Origin of the sequence: Streptomyces globisporus C-1027 (genome assembly GCF_000261345.2) — a bacterium.
Lineage (GTDB): Bacteria > Actinomycetota > Actinomycetes > Streptomycetales > Streptomycetaceae > Streptomyces > Streptomyces pakalii.
Genome location: NZ_CP013738.1, coordinates 4,014,640 through 4,035,753, shown reverse-complemented (window position 1 = coordinate 4,035,753; position 21,114 = coordinate 4,014,640). Strand labels below are relative to the sequence as shown.

At 70.5% G+C, this 21,114-nt stretch carries 17 protein-coding genes; 6 read left to right on the top strand and 11 right to left on the bottom strand.

Annotated elements, in window-relative coordinates; translation table 11 throughout:
* Positions 1 to 45 precede the first annotated feature (45 nt).
* A complete protein-coding gene (locus tag WQO_RS17505) occupies positions 46 to 915 on the top strand; it encodes a Cof-type HAD-IIB family hydrolase (protein ID WP_032748379.1) in 870 nt (289 codons plus the stop codon).
* A 30-nt stretch (positions 916 to 945) separates the two neighbouring features.
* On the opposite strand, the gene WQO_RS17500 is transcribed toward WQO_RS17505, so the two are convergent.
* The 5 genes from WQO_RS17500 to hisC all read right to left on the bottom strand — a co-directional run bounded on the left by WQO_RS17500 (position 946) and on the right by hisC (position 10,258).
* Positions 946 to 2,652, bottom strand: a complete 1,707-nt coding sequence (locus tag WQO_RS17500; protein ID WP_010060489.1) for a sensor histidine kinase — start codon at positions 2,650 to 2,652, stop codon at positions 946 to 948.
* A 90-nt stretch (positions 2,653 to 2,742) separates the two neighbouring features.
* Positions 2,743 to 6,267 (bottom strand): thiol reductant ABC exporter subunit CydD, encoded by a 3,525-nt coding sequence (gene cydD / locus WQO_RS17495; RefSeq protein WP_010060488.1) that lies wholly within the window; start codon positions 6,265 to 6,267, stop codon positions 2,743 to 2,745.
* 87 nt (positions 6,268 to 6,354) lie between these two features.
* On the bottom strand, positions 6,355 to 7,356 hold the full coding sequence (cydB, locus tag WQO_RS17490) for a cytochrome d ubiquinol oxidase subunit II (protein ID WP_010060487.1): 1,002 nt from the start codon (positions 7,354 to 7,356) through the stop codon (positions 6,355 to 6,357).
* A gap of 16 nt (positions 7,357 to 7,372) precedes the next feature.
* On the bottom strand, positions 7,373 to 8,884 hold the full coding sequence (locus WQO_RS17485; RefSeq protein WP_010060485.1) for a cytochrome ubiquinol oxidase subunit I: 1,512 nt from the start codon (positions 8,882 to 8,884) through the stop codon (positions 7,373 to 7,375).
* A 294-nt stretch (positions 8,885 to 9,178) separates the two neighbouring features.
* Entirely contained in the window at positions 9,179 to 10,258 is a 1,080-nt protein-coding gene (hisC, locus tag WQO_RS17480; protein ID WP_010060483.1) for a histidinol-phosphate transaminase, read from the bottom strand.
* A gap of 405 nt (positions 10,259 to 10,663) precedes the next feature.
* On the opposite strand from hisC, the gene WQO_RS17475 reads away from it, so the two are divergent.
* The 3 genes from WQO_RS17475 (at position 10,664) to WQO_RS17465 (ending at position 14,164) form a co-directional block, all read left to right on the top strand.
* Positions 10,664 to 11,776 carry a LacI family DNA-binding transcriptional regulator gene (locus WQO_RS17475; protein ID WP_006126041.1) on the top strand — a complete coding sequence of 371 codons (1,113 nt, stop codon included), beginning with the start codon at positions 10,664 to 10,666 and terminating at the stop codon, positions 11,774 to 11,776.
* A gap of 159 nt (positions 11,777 to 11,935) precedes the next feature.
* Positions 11,936 to 13,129 (top strand): metallophosphoesterase, encoded by a 1,194-nt coding sequence (locus WQO_RS17470; RefSeq protein ID WP_248844743.1) that lies wholly within the window; start codon positions 11,936 to 11,938, stop codon positions 13,127 to 13,129.
* A 204-nt stretch (positions 13,130 to 13,333) separates the two neighbouring features.
* Positions 13,334 to 14,164: a hypothetical protein gene (locus tag WQO_RS17465; protein WP_010060479.1), complete on the top strand. Its 831-nt coding sequence runs from the start codon at positions 13,334 to 13,336 to the stop codon at positions 14,162 to 14,164.
* Between the two features lie 91 nt (positions 14,165 to 14,255).
* Here WQO_RS17465 and WQO_RS17460 read toward each other — a convergent pair whose 3' ends face one another.
* A complete protein-coding gene (locus tag WQO_RS17460) occupies positions 14,256 to 14,612 on the bottom strand; it encodes a DUF805 domain-containing protein (protein ID WP_010060478.1) in 357 nt (118 codons plus the stop codon).
* A 389-nt stretch (positions 14,613 to 15,001) separates the two neighbouring features.
* Here WQO_RS17460 and WQO_RS17455 point away from each other — a divergent pair, with 389 nt between their 5' ends.
* A complete protein-coding gene (locus WQO_RS17455) occupies positions 15,002 to 15,238 on the top strand; it encodes a DUF4234 domain-containing protein (RefSeq protein WP_010060477.1) in 237 nt (78 codons plus the stop codon).
* A gap of 57 nt (positions 15,239 to 15,295) precedes the next feature.
* Here WQO_RS17455 and thiC read toward each other — a convergent pair whose 3' ends face one another.
* A complete protein-coding gene (gene thiC / locus WQO_RS17450) occupies positions 15,296 to 17,086 on the bottom strand; it encodes a phosphomethylpyrimidine synthase ThiC (RefSeq protein ID WP_010060476.1) in 1,791 nt (596 codons plus the stop codon).
* A 198-nt stretch (positions 17,087 to 17,284) separates the two neighbouring features.
* On the opposite strand from thiC, the gene WQO_RS17445 reads away from it, so the two are divergent.
* Positions 17,285 to 18,631: a YibE/F family protein gene (locus WQO_RS17445; protein WP_010060474.1), complete on the top strand. Its 1,347-nt coding sequence runs from the start codon at positions 17,285 to 17,287 to the stop codon at positions 18,629 to 18,631.
* A gap of 60 nt (positions 18,632 to 18,691) precedes the next feature.
* On the opposite strand, the gene WQO_RS17440 is transcribed toward WQO_RS17445, so the two are convergent.
* From WQO_RS17440 to WQO_RS17425, 4 genes are all read right to left on the bottom strand, one after another.
* Positions 18,692 to 19,129, bottom strand: coding sequence for an SsgA family sporulation/cell division regulator (locus tag WQO_RS17440; RefSeq protein WP_029182272.1), 438 nt, complete (start codon positions 19,127 to 19,129; stop codon positions 18,692 to 18,694).
* A gap of 101 nt (positions 19,130 to 19,230) precedes the next feature.
* Complete coding sequence (locus WQO_RS17435; RefSeq protein ID WP_010060470.1) at positions 19,231 to 20,007, bottom strand: helix-turn-helix domain-containing protein; 777 nt, start codon at positions 20,005 to 20,007, stop codon at positions 19,231 to 19,233.
* 352 nt (positions 20,008 to 20,359) lie between these two features.
* Positions 20,360 to 20,572 carry a DUF5326 family protein gene (locus WQO_RS17430; protein WP_029182270.1) on the bottom strand — a complete coding sequence of 71 codons (213 nt, stop codon included), beginning with the start codon at positions 20,570 to 20,572 and terminating at the stop codon, positions 20,360 to 20,362.
* Between the two features lie 156 nt (positions 20,573 to 20,728).
* The gene (locus tag WQO_RS17425; protein ID WP_006126030.1) at positions 20,729 to 21,046 is read right to left on the bottom strand and encodes a cupin domain-containing protein; all 318 of its coding nucleotides are present in this window, start codon (positions 21,044 to 21,046) and stop codon (positions 20,729 to 20,731) included.
* Positions 21,047 to 21,114: the final 68 nt, after the last annotated feature.

Sequence of the window (21,114 nt, the reverse complement as noted above, 5' to 3'; positions counted from 1 at the left end):
CGCCCCTTCGCACGCCCGTGCACCCTCGTGGGCGAGAATGGCCCGGTGACCTCAGTGACCGATACGCCTCTTCCCGCCGTGACCCGGCTGATCGCCACCGACCTCGACGGCACCCTGCTCCGCGACGACAAGACGCTGTCCGCGCGCACCGTCGCGGCCCTCACGGCGGCCGAGGAGGCCGGGATCGAGGTCTTCTTCGTCACCGGCAGGCCGGCCCGCTGGATGGACGTCGTACGGAACCACGTCCAGAGCCACTCCACGGCGATCTGCGCCAACGGCGCCGTGGTCACCGATCTGCGGACGGACGGCGATCTCCTCGCCGTACGGGCGCTGGAGCGCGACGCCGCCCTCCACGTAGTGCGCACCCTGCGCGAGGCGGCCCCCGGCACCTCGTTCGCCGTCGAGATGACCACCGGCATCAACTACGAACCGGCCTACCCGCCGTTCCACCTGGACCCGGGGGCCTCGGTCGCCGTCGCCGAGAAGCTGCTGCACGAGGACACCCCGGGCGCCGGCGCGCCGGTGCTCAAGCTGCTGGCCCACCACAGCGAGCTGGCGCCCGACGCGTTCCTCGACCTGGCCCGCGCGACGGCCGGCGACCGGGCGTCCATCACCCGCTCCAGCCCGTCCGCGCTGCTGGAGGTCAGCGGGCTCGGCGTCTCCAAGGCCACGACCCTGGCCGCCTGTTGTGCCGAGCGCGGCATCGCGCCCGCCGAGGTGGTCGCCTTCGGGGACATGCCCAACGACATCGAGATGCTCAGCTGGGCCGGCGCCTCCTTCGCCATGGGCAACGCCCACCCGGACGTGGTGAACGCCGCCAAGGGCCGGACCGCGACCAACGAGGAGGACGGGGTCGCCCTCGTCATCGAGCGGATCCTCGCCACCCGCGCGGACGGCCGCACCGAGGCCCGCTGAAACCTTTCGGCACAACAAGGAGGCGCCCCCTCACAACGGCGCCTCCCACACCACCGTCGTACCGCCGCCGTCCTCCCCGATGCCCGGCTCGATCCGGCTCGACCCGCCCAGGGACTCGGCCCGGCGTGCCAGGTTGCGCAGCCCACTGCGGCGCCCGCCCTCCGGGATGCCCACCCCGTCGTCGGCGACCGAGAGCCGTACCGCGGCCCGCCCGTCCGACAGCGTCACCGTCGCGTCCACGACCACATCGATCAGCGACGCCTCCGCGTGCCGGAACGCGTTGGAGAGGGCCTCGCGCAACGCGGCGACCAGGTTCTTGCCGGTCAGCTCGCCGACGAGCGAGTCCACCGGGCCCAGGAAGCGGTGCGACGGCTTGAAGCCGAGCGGGACGGCCGCCATGTTGATCTCCCGCAGGACGCGGGTGCGCAGCCCCGAGGGGGCCTCGGCCGGCTCCTGCTGGAGGGCGAAGATCGCCGTACGGATCTCCTGGATCGTCACGTCCAGCTCGTCCACCGCCCGGCCGACACCGGTCCGCACCTCGGGCACCACCGATCTGCGCTGGGCGCTCTCCAGCATCATCCCGGTGGCGAACAGCCGCTGGATGACCAGATCGTGGAGGTCGCGGGCGATCCGGTCGCGGTCCTCGTACACCGCGAGCCGCTCCCGGTCCCGCTGCGCCTCGGCCATCATCAGCGCCAGCGCCGCCTGCGAGGCGAACTGAGCGGCGAGCGTCCGCTCGGCCTCCGTGAACGGGCGCGCCCCCCGGGACCGGGGAGTGGCCAGGGCGCCGAGCACCCGGCCGCCGCTCTGGAGCGGCAGCAGCATGCTGGGGCCGAACCGGTCGGCCAGCCGGGTCACCATCCGGCCGTCGGAGGCCGAGTCGTCGATGAACACCGCCTCGCCCGCGAGGAGTTTCGCCGCCACCGCGCTCCGGCCCGGGATGATCACCCCGAGCGAGGACGAGGGATCGTCGGACGACACGGCGACGATCTCCAGACCGCCCCCCTCGGCGGGCAGCAGCACGATCCCGGCGGCGGCGTCCGCGAGCCGGCGGGCCTGTTCGGCGACCACGGACAGGGCCTCGTCGGCGTCCCCGCCCGACAGGAGCGCCGTCGTGACCGCCACCGACCCGTCGATCCAGTGCTCCCGCTGCCGCGCCGCCTCGTACAGCCGGGCGTTGCCGATGGCGATCCCGGCCTCCGTGGCGAGCACCCGGACCATGTGGAGGTCGTAGTCGCTGAACTCCGCGCCGCCGTGCTTCTCGGTGAGGTAGAGGTTGCCGAAGATCTCCCCCTGCACCCGGATGGGCACCCCGAGGAAGGACCGCATCCGGGGGTGCCCCGGCGGGAACCCCGCGGACCGCGGGTCGGCGGACAGATCGGCCAGCCGGACCGGTCCGGGGTCGTGGATCAGCGCGCCGAGCAGACCCCGGTGGCCGTCGGGGCGTCGCCCGATCTCCTCGGCCACGTCCTGCGTAACGCCGTAGGTGACGAAGTCCGCAAGACCCTCACCCAGCTCGTCGACGACGCCGATGGCCGCGTACCGGGCGTGGGCCAGCTCGGCGGCCGTCTCGCAGATCCGGTCCAGGGTGGAGTGCAGTTCCAGGCCCGCGCCGACGGACCGCATCGCCTCCAGGAGCTGCGGCACCCGCGCGGTCAGCTCGGTGGACAGCCCCTGGAGGCTGCGGGTGGCCCGGGTGGCGGCGTCGAGGGAGTCCTGCGGATCGGGCTCTGCCATGGCCCGAGCCTATTAAGTGCTGATACAGGGCGAAAGTCGGGAATGCACCTGCTGAGCGCAAGGGCAGCGGCCACCTCCGTCCCCGCCGCCCTACACCCCCGCCCCCACCGTCTCCCGTTCGCGCTCCAGCATGCGACGCAGCGGCCCGTCCTCGGCGGCGAGTTCGGCGTACGGTCCGCGCTGCACGACCCGGCCCGCGTCCAGCACCAGCACCTCGTCGACCGCCTCCAGGCCGGTCAGCCGGTGGGTGATCAGGACCGTCGCGCGCCCCCGGGTCGCGGCCAGCAGGTCGGCGGTGAGAGCGTCGGCGGTCGGCAGGTCGAGGTGTTCGGCGGGCTCGTCCAGGACGAGTACGGGGAAGTCGGCGAGCAGCGCGCGGGCCAGGGCGAGGCGCTGGCGCTGACCGCCGGAGAGCCGGGCGCCGTGCTCGCCGACGGCCGTGTCGAGGCCTTCCGGCAGGGCCCGCACCCAGTCCAGGAGCCGGGCCCGGGAGAGCGCGTCGCGCAGATCGGCGTCGGTCGCCCCGGGCCGGGCCAGACGCAGGTTCTCGCGGATCGAGCTGTCGAAGACGTGGGCGTCCTGGGCGCACAGCCCGACCGCGCGCCGGACCGTGTCCGAGTCCAGGGCGGACGACTCGACGCCGCCGAGCCGGTACGTCCCCGACGAGGCGTCCAGGAAGCGCAGGAGGACCTGGGCGAGCGTCGTCTTGCCCGAGCCGGAAGGCCCCACGACCGCGATGCGCCGTCCGGGCGTCAGCGTCAGGTCGAGCGAGGCCAGCGCGTCGTGCCCGGCCCCCGGGTAGCGGGCGCTCAGCCCCCGTACCTCCAGCGGGAAGGGCGAGCCGGGCTCCTCGGCCGGGGTCCTGGGCTCCTGTACGGGTACGGGGGCGTCCAGCACCTCGAACACCCGCTCCGCGCTCCGGGCGACCCGCTGGCGGTACTGCACGGCGAGCGGCAGTCCGGCGACGGCCTCGAAGGCGGCGAGCGGGGTCAGCACCACCACGGCGAGCGCGACCCCGGAGAGCCGTCCGTCGTTGACGGCGGGGACGCCGGCGGCCGCGGCGGCCACCACGGTGAGCCCGCAGACCAGGGCGGAAAGACCGCCGCCCAGCGCCGTCGCGGCGGCCGCCCGGGAGGCGATCCGGGTCAGCAGGGTGTCGGCCGCGCGCAACTGCTCCTGCCGGGCGGGCAGGGCGCCCGCGACGGTCAGTTCGGCGGTACCACCGAGCAGGTCGGTGACCCGGGTGGCCAGGATGGCGCGGGCGGGCGCGAGCTGACGCTCCGTACGGCGGGCGCAGGCGCCACTGACGAGCGGGACGCCGACCCCCGCGAGCAGCAGGCCGATCGCGAGGATCACGCCCGCCTCCGGGAGCAGCCAGCCGGTGAACCCGGCGGCGGCGGTCCCCACCACGACGGCGGTCCCGGCAGGAAGCAGCCAGCGCAGCCAGTAGTCCTGGAGCGCGTCCACATCGGCGACAAGGCGGGACAGCAGGTCCCCGCGCCGGGTGGTGCGCAGACCGGCGGGGGCGATGCGTTCGAGGCCCCGGTAGACGGCGACGCGCAGGCTTGCGAGGAGCTTCAGCAAGGCGTCGTGCGAGACGAGCCGCTCGGCGTAGCGGAAGACGGCCCGCCCGATACCGAAGGCGCGGGTCGCGGTGACCGCCATCATCAAGTACATGACCGGCGGCTCTTCGGAGGCACGGGAGATCAGCCAGCCGGAGACCGCCATGAGCCCCACGGCCGACCCGACCGCCAGACTGCCCAGCAGCAGGGCCAGGGCCAACTGTCCCCGCTGAGCCCCGGCCGACGCGCGGACCCGGGCGAGCACCCGTCCCGGGCGGGTCCCGGCCGGCGCGGGGGAGCCGAGGGACTCCACGGGGCGGGCGGTCGGCAGTTCGCCGCCCGCGAGAGGCTCCGGTACGGCGGGGCCCGGCGCCGCGAGGCCCGTGACGCGCTCCTCGTACGCCTCCGTACGGACGTCGGTGCGCGGCTCCAGCGCCACCACACGGTCGGCGACCGCCAGCAGCGCCGGGCGGTGGACGACCAGCAGCACGGTCCGCCCGGCGGCCAGCCTCCGTACGGCGTCGACGATGCCCGCCTCGCTCTCGCCGTCCAGGCTCGCGGTCGGCTCGTCCAGCAGCAGGAGCGGCCGGTCGGCGAGGAACGCCCGGGCGAGGGCGATGCGCTGGCGCTGGCCCGCGGAGAGCCCGGCGCCGTCCTCGCCGAGCGCGGTCACCATCCCGTCCGGCAGAGCGGCGACGAAGTCGTACGCGCCCGCGTCCCGCAGCGCCGCGACGACCGCCTCGTCGTCGGCGTCGGGCCGGGCGAGGCGGACGTTCTCGGCGATCGTGCCCGCGAAGAGGTGGGGGCGCTGGGGGACCCAGGCGATACGGCTCCGCCAGCGTTCGGGGTCCAGGTCCGCGAGGTCCCGCTCCCCGACCCGTACGTGCCCCTCGGCGGGCCGGGCGAAGCCAAGGATCACGTTCAGCAGGGTGGACTTGCCGACGCCGCTCGGGCCGACCAGGGCGACGGTCTCCCCCGGTTCCACGGTGAGCGACGCGGCGTCCAACGACGGTTCGGCGCGCCCCTCGTGGCGTACGGTCACGTCCGCCAGCTCAAGCCGCAGCGTGTCCGGGGCGTCCTCGGTGCCCGAGGTCCGGGGTTCGGTCTCCAGGACCGCGAAGATCTCCTCGGCGGCCGAGAGCCCCTCGGCGGCCGCGTGGTACTGCGCCCCGACCTGGCGGATCGGCAGATACGCCTCGGGGGCCAGGATCAGGACCACCAGGCCGGTGTAGAGGTCGAGCTCGCCGTGGACGAGCCGCATGCCGATGGTGACGGCGACGAGGGCCACCGACAGGGTCGCCAGCAGCTCCAGCGCGAAGGAGGAGAGGAAGGCGATCCGCAGGGTGCGCAGGGTGGCCCGGCGGTAGTCGGAGGTGATCGTGCGGATCGACTCGGCCTGGGCCTTGGCCCGCCCGAAGACCTTCAGGGTCGGCAGCCCGGCGACCACATCCAGGAAGTGGCCGGAGAGCCGGGACAGCAGCTGCCACTGACGGTCCATCCGGGACTGGGTGGCCCAGCCGATCAGGATCATGAAGAGCGGGATGAGCGGCAGGGTGACGACGATGATCGACGCCGACACCCAGTCCTCCGTGACGATCCGGGCCAGCACCGCCACCGGTACGACGACCGCGAGACCGAGCTGCGGGAGGTAGCGGGCGAAGTAGTCGTCGAGCGCGTCGATCCCCCGGGTCGCCAGGGCGACCAGCGAACCGGTGCGCTGTCCGCTCAGCCAGCCGGGGCCCAGCCGCGTGGCCCGCTCCAGGAGCCGGCCGCGCAGTTCGGACTTGACGGCCGCGCTGGCGCGATGGGCGGCCAGTTCGGCGAGCCAGGCGACCAGCGCCCGGCCGAGCGCGACCGCCGCGAGGAGAAGGAGAGGGGTGCGCAGTTCGGTGACCGTGAGCCCGTCCTCGAAACCGCCCACCACGAGCTCGGCGATGAGCATCGCCTGGGCGATCACCAGCAGGGCGCCGACCAGGCCGAGAGCCACCACGGCCGCCAGGAAGAGGCGGGTGGCCCGTGCGTGGTGGAGCAGACGCGGATCGATCGGTTTCACGTGAAACATCCCCCCGGCGGGGTCGGTGAGCTCTGCGGGATCGGGAGCTGCCGCAGGCCTCGCGGGGCCTGCGGCAGCTCGCCGGAGTCAGTGCGCGTCGGCGATGTGCTGGGTGCCGATGCGCTTGCGGAAGACCCAGTAGGTCCAGCCCTGGTAGAGCAGCACGACGGGCGTCGCGATGCCCGCGCACCAGGTCATGATTTTGAGCGTGTACGGGCTGGACGAGGCGTTGGTGACCGTGAGGTTCCAGGCGTCGTTCAGCGAGGACGGCATCACGTTCGGGAACAGCGTCAGGAAGAGCATCGCGACCGCTGCCGCGATCGTCACGCCCGAGAACGCGAACGACCAGCCCTCACGTCCCTTGGCGATGGCTCCGATCGCGGCCAGCAGCGCCACCACCGCCACGATCAGGGCGCCCAGGCTCCAGCCGTCCCCGTTGTCGGCCTGGGTCCAGAGCAGGAAGCCCAGCGCGAGGACCGCGGTGACGGGCCCCAGCTTCAGCGCCAGGGAGCGGGCCCTCACCCGGATGTCGCCCGCTGTCTTGAGGCCGGCGAACACCGCTCCGTGGAAGGTGAAGAGGGTGAGCGTGACGAGCCCGCCGAGGATCGCGTACGGGTTGAGGAGGTCCCAGAAGTTGCCGACGTACTCCATGTCGGCGTCGATCTTCACGCCCCGGACGATGTTCCCGAACGCCACCCCCCACAGCACGGCGGGGATCAGAGAGGTCCAGAAGATCGCGGCCTCCCAGTTGGTCTGCCACCGCTCCTCGGGCCGCTTGGCGCGGTACTCGAAGGCGACACCGCGCACGATCAGACAGAACAGGATGATCAGCAGCGGCAGGTAGAAGCCGGAGAAGAGGGTGGCGTACCACTCGGGGAAGGCGGCGAAGGTCGCGCCGCCCGCGCTGAGCAGCCAGACCTCGTTGCCGTCCCAGACGGGTCCGATCGTGTTGATCAGGACCCGCTTCTCCTTGCGGTCGCGGGCCAGCAGTTTGGTGAGGACCCCGATACCGAAGTCGAACCCCTCCAGGAAGAAGTAGCCGGTCCAGAGGACGGCGATGAGCACGAACCAGACGTCGTGGAGTTCCATCTCTCAGCTCCTGTGCTCAGTACGAGAAGGCCATCGGCCGGTCGGCGTCGTCTTCGTCGTGGCCGCCGATCTTCGTGGGCGGGTTGAGGTCGTCCTCGGTGAGTTCCGGCGGCCCGGCCTTGATGTACTTCACGAGCAGCTTCACCTCGATCACGGCGAGCACCGCGTAGAGCAGGGTGAAGACGATCATCGAGGTGATGACCTCGCCCTGCGAGACACCGGGGGAGACCCCGGCACGCGTCTCCAGCACTCCGTAGACCACCCACGGCTGGCGGCCCATCTCGGTGAAGATCCAGCCCCAGGAGTTGGCGATCAGCGGGAAGAGCAGCGTCCAGAGCGCGACGAGCCAGTAGAGCTTGGTGAGCCTCGGGCTCAGCGCCTTGTTCCGGAACAGGACCAGATGCGGCACCTCGTCCTCACCGGTCCGCAGCGCCGGCGGCAGCAGGAACTTCTTCCGGGTCAGCCAGAGCCCCAGGAGACCGAGGCCGAAGGAGGCCATCCCGAAGCCGATCATCCACCGGAAGCTCCAGAACGCGACCGGGATGTTGGGCCGGTAGTCGCCGGGCCCGTACTTCTCCTGCGACTCCTTGTTGATGTCGTTGATGCCCGGGACATAGGAGTTCGGGTCGTTGTTGGCGAGGAAGGACAGCACCCCGGGCAGCGAGATCTCCACGGAGTTGTGGCCCTCGCTGACGTCCCCGTACGCGAATATCGAGAAGGGCGCCCGCTCCTGGCCGTCCCACAGGGCCTCGGCGGCGGCCATCTTCATCGGCTGCTGCCGGAACATGACCTTGGCGAGGCTGTCGCCGCTGACGGCGGTGAGCAGCCCGGCGACCACCACGGTGATCAGCCCCAGCCGCAGCGAGGTCCGCATCACCGGGATGTGCTTCTTGCGCGCCAGGTGGAACGCGGCGATACCGACCATGAAGGCCCCGCCGACCAGGAACGCCGCCGTGATGGTGTGGAAGAACTGGGTGACCGCGGTGTCCTGGGTGAGCACCCGCCAGAAGTCGGTGAGCTCGGCGCGGCCGCGCTCCTCGTTGATCCGGTAGCCGACCGGGTGCTGCATCCAGGAATTGGCGGCCAGGATGAAGTAGGCGGAGAGGATCGTGCCGATCGAGACCATCCACATGCAGGCCAGGTGGATCTTCTTCGGGAGCTTGTCCCAGCCGAAGATCCACAGACCGATGAAGGTGGACTCGAAGAAGAAGGCGATCAGCGCCTCGAAGGCGAGGGGCGCGCCGAAGATGTCGCCGACGAAGCGCGAGTAGTCGGACCAGTTCATCCCGAACTGGAACTCCTGGACGATGCCCGTGACGACGCCCATGGCGATGTTGATCAGGAACAGCTTGCCCCAGAACTTGGTCGCCCTGAGGTACTTCTCCTTCTCCGTCCGCACCCACGCGGTCTGCAGGCCGGCGGTGAGCGCGGCGAGCGAGATCGTCAGAGGGACGAAGAGGAAGTGGTAGACGGTGGTGATGCCGAACTGCCATCGCGCCAGGGTCTCCGGCGCCAGAGCTAGGTCCACGTCGTCAGTCTCCTTACATCGCCGTGGTCACACCGGCACTATGCCCCTTTGATTCCCCCGATTACGGGAGGAAGTGGGCACGCTTGTGAACGCGTTCACATTCACAAGCAATTATGGCGCACACACTTTCGGAGCCTTCGCCGGGGGTACCCCTTTTCGGCCAACGCCCCGCGCCACCGGGCTCTCGGCCCCCTGCAGCCGGGCTCCCGCCGCACGCAAAGGGCCCCGGACCTCGTCGATCGAGGTCCGGGGCCACCGGTAGTAGAGAGCGCGGGCAGCGCGCCGCGAGCGGCTCTACAGCTCCGCGCGGAACGCCTCCGCCGCCTTGAGGAACAGGTCGTTGCCCTCGGTCTCGCCGATCGTGACCCGTACGCCCTCGCCCGCGAACGGGCGGACGACCACACCGGCCCGCTCACAGGCCCCCGCGAAGTCGAGGGTCCGCTCACCGAGCCGCAGCCAGACGAAGTTCGCGTGCGACTCCGGCACGGTCCAGCCCTGCCGCACCAGCTCCGCGCTCACCCGGGCGCGCTCGGCGACCAGCGAACCGACCCGGCCCAGCAGCTCGTCCTCCGCGCGGAGCGAGGCCACCGCCGCGTCCTGGGCGAGCTGGCTCACGCCGAAGGGGACGGCGGTCTTGCGCAGCGCCGCGGCCACCGGCTCGTGCGCCACGGCGAACCCGACCCGCAGCCCGGCCAGGCCGTACGCCTTGGAGAAGGTCCGCAGCACGGCCACATTGGGCCGGTCGCGGTAGATCTCGATGCCGTCGGGCACATCGGCGTCGCGGATGAACTCCTTGTACGCCTCGTCCAGCACCACCAGCACATCGCTCGGCACCCGGTCGAGGAACCGTTCCAGCTCCGCCCGGCGCACCACCGTGCCGGTGGGGTTGTTGGGGTTGCAGACGAAGATCAGCCGGGTCCGGTCGGTGATCGCCTCCGCCATCGCGTCGAGGTCGTGCACATCCCCCTCGGTCAACGGGACCTTGACCGAGGTCGCGCCGCTGACCTGGGTGATGATCGGGTACGCCTCGAAGGACCGCCAGGCGTAGATGACCTCGTCACCGGGGCCCGAGGTGGCCTGGAGCAGCTGCTGGGCCACCCCCACCGACCCCGTTCCGGTGGCGAGGTGCGAGAGGGGCACACCGAAACGCTCGGCCAGCTCGTTCATCAGGCCGGTGCACGCCATGTCCGGGTAGCGGTTGAAGTTCCCCGCGGCGGCGAGCGCCGACTCCAGGACACCCGGCAGCGGCGGATAGGGATTCTCGTTGGAGGACAGCTTGTACGCGACCGGTCCGCCGGCCGCCGCAGGCTTGCCCGGCACATAGGCGGGAACGCCGTCCAGCTCGGCGCGCAGCTTGGGGCTCGTCTCGCTCACCGCAGGTCCTCCTCGACCGTCCGTTCACAGCAATACTGCACACCCTATGAGGATTGGCCCCCGCTGCGAATGGCCCGAGCGGGAAATCGACCGCAGTGCCCGGGAATGGGACCTCCCCCGGGGCCGCCCCGAGGGCTCTGCCCGGGGGAGCGCTTCCCGTTCCGGCGCGCGCCGGTGGCTCGCGCCGTGGCGCGCGTCCCCCGAAGTGGTGAGTTGAGACCTCTTCGAGACATCGCACATTCAGCAGGCTGCCACCCTTCCTTACCTGACACACGCATGCAGTAACCTTCAACTGCCTTGCATTGAAAGGAATTTGATGGGGCGTGACCTTGCAGAAACGTGCCTGTCAACGTGCGCATATGCGACCGGACCGACCACCCCTCGGAGCCCTACTATCGGCTCGCCATGACAGCAGCAGGGAAGCACCAGGTGAGCCGGACGGAGACACCCCGGCGCAGCGGCCGGCCAGGACGGGCGGGGATCCGTGACGTGGCCGCCGCGGCCGGAGTCTCGATCACGACCGTCTCCGACGCGCTCAACGGCAAGGGCAGGCTCCCGGACGCCACCCGCCGCCATGTCCGCGAGGTCGCCGAGCGCCTGGGCTACCGCCCGTCCGCCGCGGCCCGAACCCTCCGTACGGGCAAGTCGGGGCTGATCGGCCTGACCGTGACCACGTACGGGAATGAACCTTTCACCTTCACCGAATTCGCGTACTTCGCGGAGATGGCGAGAGCCGCGACCTCCGCGGCCCTGGCCAGGGGCTACGCCCTCGTCATCCTCCCCGCCACCTCCCGGCACGACGTCTGGTCGAACGTCGCGCTCGACGGAACCGTCGTCATCGACCCCTCCGACCAGGACCCGGTCGTCACCGAACTCGTCCGCCAGGGACTGCCCGTCGTCTCCGACGGCCGCCCGGCCGGGACGCTCCCCGTCACCGCCTGGGTCGACAACGACCACCGGGCCGCCGTGCTCGACCTCCTCGACCACCTCGCCGCCGCCGGGGCCCGCCGCATCGGCCTGCTGACCGGCAACACCACCGACACCTACACCCGGCTCTCCACCACCGCCTACCTCCACTGGTGCGAGCGGGTGGGCCAGGATCCCGTCTACGAGTCCTACCCGGCCCACGACCCCTGCGCGGGGGCGGTCGCCGCCGACCGGCTGCTCGCCCGCCCGGACCGCCCCGACGCCGTCTACGGGCTCTTCGACCCCAACGGCACCGACCTCCTCGCGGCGGCCCGGCGCTACGGGCTGCGCGTCCCCGAGGACCTGCTGCTGGTCTGCTGCAGCGAGTCCACCGTGTACGCGGCCACCGAGCCGCCCATCACGACGCTCTCGCTGAAGCCCCGCCGGATCGGCACGGCCGTCGTCCAGCTCCTCATCGACGCCATCGAAGGGGTCGAGCACGACGGTCCTGTGGAGCAGGTCATACCGACGGAGCTCATCGTCCGGACCTCCTCGCAACGCCGCCCACCGCGCACGACGGTCAGCGCGCCGCGCTCCCCCAGCGGGGATTGATCGCCTCTTTTCGGACCAATCGGCCGGTGAACCGCGCGTGCGCCCGGATTCACCACCCCTGGTGCGTCACACAGATCGATCCGCATTCCTATGATGGGCGCACGACACCGCGGACCACCTCTACCAGGCAGGGCCCGTCAGGTGTACGGCGGCGCGACGGTGGTGGAGGGGTCGATGACTCAGGGGGCCGGTCAGGAACCCGTGGTGCGGACGGCGACGTTGCGTGACTTCCGGGTTCCGCCGTACGCGCAGACACCCGTGCCACCGCAGGCTCAGGGGGCGCCCCCTTCCTCGGTACCGCCGCATGCGCAGGATCCGCATCCCCCGGCACCGGGCGCGCCCGTGCCGCCCGCCGCGTCCGTCCCGCCGCACACCCCCGCGCCGCCCCGCCCGCCGCACCCCGGGAACGCCGTCGTGGGCGACGAGCAGCCTGAGGGCTACACCCCGACCGAGCGGGACCTCCCGGTCATCCGCCGCGGCGACACGGTCCAGGTGCAGACGGTCGCCGAGCCGCGCCCCGTGTCCGACGACGGCCGCGGCCCGCTCTTCGTCGTCGGGGACGTCCACGGCTACCTGGACGAACTGCTGGCCGCCCTCGGCGAACAGGGCCTCATCGACGCCGACGGCAAATGGGCCGCGGGCAACGCCCGGCTGTGGTTCCTCGGCGACTTCACCGACCGCGGCCCCGACGGCATCGGGGTCATCGACCTCGTCATGCGGCTCTCCGCCGAGGCGGCGGCGGCCGGCGGCTACTGCAAGGCCCTGATGGGCAACCACGAACTGCTGCTGATCGGCGCCAAGCGGTTCGCCGACACCCCCGTCAACTCCGGGGCGGGCACCGCCACCTTCCAGGCGGCCTGGCTGCTCAACGGCGGCCAGAAGACCGACATGGAGCGCCTCCAGGACGTCCACCTCCAGTGGATGTCCCGGCTCGACGCGGTCGTCGAGGAGGACGGGCATCTGCTGATGCACTCCGACACGACGGCCTACCTCGACTACGGGTCCACCATCGAGGACGTCAACGACACGATCACGGCCATTCTCACGCGTAACGACGCCGACGAGTGCTGGGACCTCTTCCGCAAGCTCACCAAGCGGTTCGCCTTCCGCGACGAGGGCGGCTCCCAGGCGGTGCGCGAGCTGCTGACGACGTACGGCGGACAGCGCGTCGTCCATGGCCACAGCCCCATTCCGTACCTCCTGGGCGAGGTCGGAACGGAGGAGGGCGAGGACAGCTCGGGCCCCGTGATCAACGGTCCGCACGTCTACGCGGACGGCCTCGCCATCGCCATGGACGGCGGAGTGACCATGGCCGGAAAGCTGCTGGTGGTCCAACTCCCGCTGCATGACTGACCGTCGGCGGGGAAGGCGCTTCAGGTTCAGCCGGCGCCGACCTCGCCGATCGCTGGGCCCGTCACCGGGTCCAATTCTGGAAACACCCTGTCACCCCTTGCCGTGAGCGCTCTATCCTCGGCCTAACAGTGGCAGGCTCTCCTCCGTTTCCGCCCGATCGCCCGGTCCAACGCGGGCAGCCGGGCACCGACGGAGCATCGGGGGATGCAGATGACAAGCGCTCCGCACCTGCTGGCCGAGGACGGACCCGAGTACGAGCGGATCCTGGGCGACGCACTGCGCCACGCCCACGAACGCCCGGACCTGGAGGGCGTCGGGGACCGGCTCAACACCGAACAGCTGCGCACCATGGCGCTCGGCGCCACGGCGCTGATCACCGCGGCCGCGGCCACCGAGTACGAGCACTACATCAAGGCCCGCGGCGAACTGCGCCGCGCGCCGAACGCCGAGGGGGCCGACGGGCTCCCGGGCCTGGACGGGCCGCAGAGCACCTCGGCCGGATCGGGCGCCGGGATAGGCGCGGTCATCACGGTCCTGACCCCGCTGCTGGCCGGCACCGCGGCGCTCATCTTCCTGCTCGTCGGCTATCTGCTGAGGGCGGTCAGCCCGTCGCTGACGTTCGGCCGCACCATGGTCACGGCCGGGTGGTTCTTCGCCTGCGTCGCCGCCGCGGCGATCCTCGTCGCCGCCGTCGGACTGCTCGTCACCGCCCTCCGCAACGGCGCGACGTCCCTGGCCGCCGAGGAGGAGGAACAGGAGCTTCCGGAGGAGGTCGCGCGGGCCAGGGAGGCATGGCGCCACGCACTGCTGGAGCGGGGCATCCTCCCATTCTTCCGGGACGCCCTGGCCGACCCCACCGCGGGGCCCGCCGCGCGGACCCCGCACCGTTCGCCCAACCGCATCCCGAAGGTCGGGTACAGCAGGCCGGACTTCTCGGGCCCGGACGACGGCCCGGCGGCCGGCCCCCGGCCGACCTTCACCAGCCCCGACTTCACGAGCCCGGACTTCGGCGGCCCGGAGCACCAGCCGGACTGAGCCCGACGCGCGGTCCCGGACACACCGCGGGCCGGGGCGGCAAATGCCGCGCCCGGCCCGGGGGATGCTCCGGACTGACCGGAGCGGTGGATCAGACGGCCTGCGGAGACAGCTTCGGGTTGACGCCGTGCTCGTTCGTCTCCGGCTTGCCCTCGGAGGCGAGGAAGACGATCAGGACGATGGCGCCGACCAGGGGGACGAGCGCGATCAGCAGCCACCAGCCGGAGCGGCCCGTGTCGTGCAGACGGCGTACGGCGACCGCGAGCGTCGGGATCAGAACACCGATGCTGTAGATGTAGGAGATGAACTCCACGCCGATCGCGCTGCCGATGATCGTGAGCACCAGGCTGATGACGAAGCTGATGAGCGTGAACATCCAGTACTCCTTGCGGCGCGCGCGTCCGCTGAAGCCTGCGTAGTTCTTGAGTACGGCCAGGTACCAGTTCATGGTGATTCCCCTCCCCGGGCCCTTGTTTCAGGGCCGCCAACTTTCAGCCAAGCAAGCCGGAAAGTAAGCCACAGATAAGGAGCAGGTCAAGTCAGGTTGACTCGTTCCCGGAACGTACACAGAGCTGCCGCACGACTGTGTCCATACTGTCGCTTAACAAGGTGATCAACCGCGCCAAATAACCGCGAACCAGATCTAGTTGCTCGTACGGTGCGGATCACCCAGCGCATCCCGGTACCGGTCAGGGTGTAGCACCCGTACGTCCCGGAGAGGGCGTTGAACATCTTCGACGCCGAAGTCGGCGACCGGAACGGCTGCGGAGCGCCCAGCGATCCCGAATCCGCGGAGAGTTCGGGCTCACCGAACAGGATTTCTACGACAGGCTCAGTGTGAGCTGGACGAAGCTGGGCATCATCCGGCACCCGGTGACCTTCGAACCCGTCCCCGCCCTCGACCGCAGCTTCGGCCTGCACTCCCTGCTCACGTTCGTCACGCTCGGGATCTACGACTTCGTCTGGGACTACCAGCTCCACACGGATCCGGAGGAGCTCCACCCCGAAGTACACGCCGCCGAGGACACCGTCCTCAACGCTGTCCGCAACGTCGGGCCGAACCTCCCGCAGTAGAAAGCAGACGACCGGCGACTCCCTCAAGTCGTCGCCGGTCGTTCCCGCTCTTGCAGGTCAGTCCGCGATCGGCAGGTAGACCCGGTTCCCCGCGGCCGCGAACTCCTTCGACTTCTCGGCCATACCCTCCTCGATCTCCTCCTGCGAACCACCGTGCTGACGGCGGATGTCCTGGGAGATCTTCATCGAGCAGAACTTCGGCCCGCACATCGAGCAGAAGTGCGCCGTCTTCGCCGGTTCGGCGGGCAGCGTCTCGTCGTGGAACTCCCGGGCCGTGTCCGGGTCGAGGGCCAGGTTGAACTGGTCCTCCCAGCGGAACTCGAACCGCGCGTCCGAGAGCGCGTCGTCCCACTCCTGGGCACCCGGGTGTCCCTTGGCCAGATCGGCCGCGTGGGCGGCGATCTTGTAGGTGATCACACCCGTCTTCACGTCGTCCCGGTTCGGCAGCCCCAGGTGCTCCTTGGGCGTGACGTAACAGAGCATCGCCGTGCCCCACCAGGCGATCATCGCGGCACCGATGCCCGAGGTGATGTGGTCGTAGGCGGGCGCGACATCCGTGGTCAGCGGGCCGAGCGTGTAGAACGGCGCCTCCTCGCAGATCTCCTGCTGGAGGTCGATGTTCTCCTTGATCTTGTGCATCGGGACATGCCCGGGGCCCTCGATCATGGTCTGTACGCCGAACCGCTTGGCGATCGTGTTCAGCTCGCCCAGCGTGCGCAGCTCGGCGAACTGCGCCTCGTCGTTGGCGTCCGCGATCGAACCGGGACGCAGCCCGTCCCCGAGCGAGTACGTGACGTCGTACGTCGCGAGGATCTCGCAGAGCTCCTCGAAGTGCTCGTAGAGGAACGACTCCTTGTGATGTGCCAGGCACCAGGCCGCCATGATCGAGCCGCCGCGCGAGACGATCCCGGTCTTGCGGCGGGCCGTCAGCGGGACGTACGGCAGGCGCACTCCGGCGTGCACCGTCATGTAGTCCACGCCCTGTTCGGCCTGTTCGATGACGGTGTCCTTGTAGATCTCCCAGGTCAGCTCCTCGGCCCGGCCGTCGACCTTCTCCAGGGCCTGGTAGAGCGGGACGGTGCCGATCGGCACCGGGGAGTTGCGCAGCACCCACTCGCGGGTGGTGTGAATGTTGCGGCCGGTGGACAGGTCCATGACCGTGTCCGCGCCCCACTTCGTCGCCCAGGTCATCTTGTCCACCTCCTCCTCGATGGAGGAGGTGACGGCCGAGTTGCCGATGTTGGCGTTGACCTTCACCAGGAACCGCTTGCCGATGATCATCGGCTCGATCTCGGGGTGGTTGACGTTGGCCGGCAGCACCGCCCGGCCCGCCGCGATCTCCTCCCGTACGACCTCGGCCTCGACGTTCTCCCGGATCGCCACGTACTCCATCTCCGGGGTGATCTCCCCCCGTCGGGCGTTCGCGAGCTGAGTGACGGGGCGTCCGTCACGGCTGCGGCGCGGCTGGCGCGGGCGGCCGGGGAAGACCGCGTCGAGGTTGCGCAGTCCGCCGCGCGGCGAGGTGTGCTTGACCCCGTCGTCCTCGGGGCGGACCGGGCGGCCCGCGTACTCCTCGGTGTCGCCGCGGGCGATGATCCAGTTCTCCCGCAGGGGCGCGAGGCCCCGGCGGACATCGGTGTCGATGGCGGGATCCGTGTACGGCCCCGACGTGTCGTACAGCGTCACGTCCTTGCCGTTGGTGAGGTGCACCTGTCGGACCGGCACCCGGAGGTCCGGGCGCGAGCCCTGGACATACCCCTTGTGCCAGCCGATGGACTTTCCGGCCTCGTCGCCCTCGTTCTCGGCGTTCTGTTTGGAGGCAGGCGTGCGTGCGTCCGATGTGGTCATGAGACCTACTCCCTACGCCGGCATTACCCGGTAACAGGTTCGGCGGTCGGCGCAGCGTGTCCCGTACGGATGTACGGCGATCCCAGCGCCCTCTCAGCCCGGTGCTCCGAGCTCCCGCGTGTGCAAAGGTGCCTCCACGCTAGCGTCCTTTCCGGCGAGCTGACCAGAGGGCCCTCCCGTTCTTGCGATGATCGCCCCGTGACCTCCCCTCAAAACGACCCCGCACCCCAGCCGCCCCAGGGCCACACCCACGCCCACACGCACAGCCACGGGCCGGCCGCCCCGGTCTCCCGGCATCTGCGCAAGGTCATCGCCGCCGTGCTGATCCCGTTCGCGACGGCGGTCGTCGTCGGCCTGATCGCGTTCTGGCCCGGCGGCGTACCCGACCACGAGCGCACCGGTGTCGGATTCGACCGGCAGACCCAGGACGGCAAGGTCGTCCAGGTCGTGAAGGTCGACTGCGCGGACGTCAACGCCGCGCAGGTGCCCCCGACCGGTGACACCTCCACGCCCTCGGGACGGGAAGCCGTCAACGAGCAGGAAGGAGAATGTGCGAAGGCCACCATCGAGGTGACCAGCGGCGACGACAAGGGCCGCAGGTTCGTCGAGGTGGTCCAGCCGGATGCGCCGCGCCAGCTGAAGGAGGGTCAGGGCGTGGTCGTCGCGTACGCCCCCGACGCGCCGCGCGACCTCCAGTACTCGGTGACCGATGTGAACCGCAAGGTCCCGATGGCACTGCTGGCCGGGATCTTCGCCCTGGCGGTGGTCCTGGTCGGCCGGATGCGCGGGGTGATGGCACTGGTGGCGCTGGCCGTGTCGTTCGCCGTGCTGACGCTGTTCATCCTGCCGGCGATCCTGCAGGGCTCGAATCCGCTGGTCGTGGCGGTGATCGGGGCCAGCGCGATCATGCTGGCGGCCCTCTACATGTGCCACGGTGTGACGGCCCGTACGTCGGTCGCGGTCATCGGCACGCTGATCTCGCTGCTGCTGATCGGGCTGCTGGGCTCCCTGTTCATCGGCTGGGCCAGCCTCAGCGGCAACACCGACGACAACACCGGCCTCATCAAGGGTCTCTACCCGGACATCGACATGAGCGGTCTGCTGCTGGCGGGCGTCATCATCGGTTCGCTCGGCGTGCTCGACGATGTGACGGTCACCCAGACCTCCGCGGTCTGGGAACTGCACCAGGCCGACCCGGAGATGGGTTGGAAGGGGCTGTACCGGGCAGGTATCAGGATCGGGAGGGACCACATCGCCTCGGTGGTCAACACCCTGGTGCTGGCGTACGCGGGCGCGGCGCTGCCGTTGCTGCTGCTCTTCTCCATCGCCCAGAGCAGTGTGGGGACGGTGGCCAACAGCGAGCTGGTGGCCGAGGAGATCGTCCGCACGCTGGTCGGGTCGATCGGACTGGTCGCCTCGGTGCCGGTGACCACGGTGCTCGCCGCGCTGGTCGTCTCCGCGGACCGCGCGGGGCCGGGCGGCGCACCGGCGGCTACGGCCGCACCCGCGCGGACCGGCCGGGGCCGTCGTCGTAAGACGGGGTGACGGGCCGCCGGGACGCGGGGGCGAGCCGCGGGGAAGGCTCTGGGGGCAGGGTGCGCCCGGTCAGCCGGCGTTCTGCTCCTCGGCGAGGATGCGGCCGAGCGCGTCCTCCAGGTTCCCGTCGAAGTCACCCAGCGTGTGCTCCTGGCCGAGCGGCACGAGCTTGTCCGTCCGGTCGAGAAACGCCACCAGCGGTGCCGTCCCCGCCCGGAACAGCGCGCGATCCGCGCCGACCTGAAGCCTGATGTGCACATCTCCGAGCCCCTCGGGCTCGGTCGGGCCGATGTGCACATCTCCGTCGCCGCTCGGGCTGTTGAGCCCGTCCAGCAGCAGTTCGCGTCCGAACGCCCAGGTCACAGGGGCATCGCCGGGCAGGTGGAACGTCATACGGACGGCGTACGGATCGCCGACCTCGTACCGGAGCTCCACCGGAATACGGAACGAGAGCTCCTCGGAGACGAGGAAGCTCATCATGACCTCTGCTTGAACCGACTCGCGCATCGTTCAACCCCGCAGTAGATGAAACTGGCCAGGAATGATCCCCCATGGCCCTATTGACGCCATCGTGGTGCACGCGATAGCAGATCACAAGGAGTGATTTTTCAGATACTGATAGAGAACACGAACGAACGCAAGAGGCTGGCGACTTCGCCACGTAGTTGTTCGACTGCGGGCAGCAACCGATCTTCCCGGTCCAGGGGTACCGAAATGGCCATCGCCGCAATGGTGGCACCGGCCGTGACCGGAATCGCGGCACAGACGGTCCCCAGTGCGTACTCCTGGCGTTCGATGACCGGTTCACCTCGTCGGAGGGTGCGCAGCCGTTCCAGAAGCGTGGCGCGATCTCGCACTGAGTAACGGGTGAGGGGCCGAACGGGGTGCCGGTCGAGGTGGTCCTCGCGGGCCCTCTCGTCGAGTTGGGCGAGCAGACACTGACCGATGGCGTGCGCGTGGCCGGTCTCCCGGAACGAGGCCCACTCCTCCACCGCCGGGGTGTCGGGGGCGTCCGCGACCGCGATGAGGTCGATCTCGCCGTCGCAGTAGACGGCGCAGTACACCGGTGCTCCGAGGACGTCCCGCCAGTGACCGAGGGAGTCGGCGACGGAGATGGGGCGCGGGCGGGCCCTGACTCCGGGCGCCGCGGTCAGGTTCTCGGCGGCCGCGCCGAAGAGGAAAACACCGTTCTCACGGCGGAGATAGCCCTCATGGGTGAGCGTGCGCAGCAAGTGGTACGCGGTCGGAAGCGGAAGCCCCGCCTCCCGCGCCAGTTGCTTGGCCGGCGCCCCGTCCCGATGGGCGCCCACAGCCTCCAGCAGCCTCAACGCCCGCTGAACCGAACCGATCAACGTCGGGACAGCGGTGCTCGATGCCGTGGTCAAAGGTCACCCCCAGGCATGGTGACGGGCCGTCGGCCCTCCCGTGGGGGCCGCCCCCACGGGCCTGCCGCGATCCCGAGGGCCGGAAGGGACCGGAGATCCGGTGACCGTGACCGGCGAGGACCGATCCGGGCGCCGGCGATCGGAGGCCAACGACCGGACTGTCGTACCCAGGAGCGATCAGGCGATCGACAAGGTGACGGAAGGTCACATTCCGGATGGCGGCAGCGGTTTGCCACTGTATCGCCCGCCTGCGGCAGACGGGTGGTTTCCTCCGGGACTTAGCTCTGCTGGGCTAATCCCACCCGGATCGGACGGGACAGGCCGGCCCCCGCGCCGACCCGCGGTCCGTGGGCTACCAGTCACCGCGCGAGGACGACGACGACATGAACTTCCGGACGACGAAGATCAGTCCACCGACCAGCACGACGAAGATCAGCGCCTTGAAGAGCAGGCCGATCACAAAGCCGACCACGCTGGCGATCAGACCGCCGAACACGAAGATCGCAATGACGGGCACCGCGATCCACTTCACCCACCAGGGCATTCCCGCGAATATCTCCCGCACGGCCATCGCCTCTACCTCGTCTCTCTGAGTCCTTGCCTCGATGCTAAAGGCGCGACGGCTCCCGGAGGGCGCTGGCAGCCCTTGAAGACCCCTGATCGAGCCCCTAGGGATCCCTGACGCGAACGCGTGCTCCCGGCAAGGTCCGGGGCGGGCGGCTCAGCCCTCCGGCGGCGAGAAGACGACCATCACCCTGAGGTCCTCGGTGATGTGGTGGAACTTGTGGGCCACCCCCGCGGGCACATAGACGACGCTTCCCCTGCCGACCTGGGTCGTCTCCATCCCCACCGTGATCGACGCACGTCCACTGACGACGAAGTAGACCTCGTCCTGCTGATGGGGCTGCTGCGGATCGAGCTCTCCCGCGTCCAGGGCGTACAGACCGACCGACATGTTGCGCTCCCGCACGAACTGCAGATAGGCCCCGTCGTTGGCGGCCCGCTCCGCCTCCAGCTCGTCCAGTCTGAATGCCTTCATGGCCCGTCCCGCCCCTTGTGCCGTGCTGTCGGCTGTACCTGTGCTGTCGGTGCCCACCACCGATCATG

Excerpts from the sequence above, each read along its gene's own strand:
- cydB (WP_010060487.1), bottom strand. The coding sequence starts at position 7,356 with ATGGAACTCCACGACGTCTGGTTCGTGCTCATCGCCGTCCTCTGGACC.
- WQO_RS17500 (WP_010060489.1), bottom strand. The coding sequence starts at position 2,652 with ATGGCAGAGCCCGATCCGCAGGACTCCCTCGACGCCGCCACCCGGGCC.
- WQO_RS17440 (WP_029182272.1), bottom strand. The coding sequence starts at position 19,129 with ATGCGCGAGTCGGTTCAAGCAGAGGTCATGATGAGCTTCCTCGTCTCC.
- WQO_RS17465 (WP_010060479.1), top strand. The coding sequence starts at position 13,334 with ATGCAGATGACAAGCGCTCCGCACCTGCTGGCCGAGGACGGACCCGAG.
- WQO_RS17425 (WP_006126030.1), bottom strand. The coding sequence starts at position 21,046 with ATGAAGGCATTCAGACTGGACGAGCTGGAGGCGGAGCGGGCCGCCAAC.
- thiC (WP_010060476.1), bottom strand. The coding sequence starts at position 17,086 with ATGACCACATCGGACGCACGCACGCCTGCCTCCAAACAGAACGCCGAG.
- WQO_RS17475 (WP_006126041.1), top strand. The coding sequence starts at position 10,664 with ATGACAGCAGCAGGGAAGCACCAGGTGAGCCGGACGGAGACACCCCGG.
- WQO_RS17460 (WP_010060478.1), bottom strand. The coding sequence starts at position 14,612 with ATGAACTGGTACCTGGCCGTACTCAAGAACTACGCAGGCTTCAGCGGA.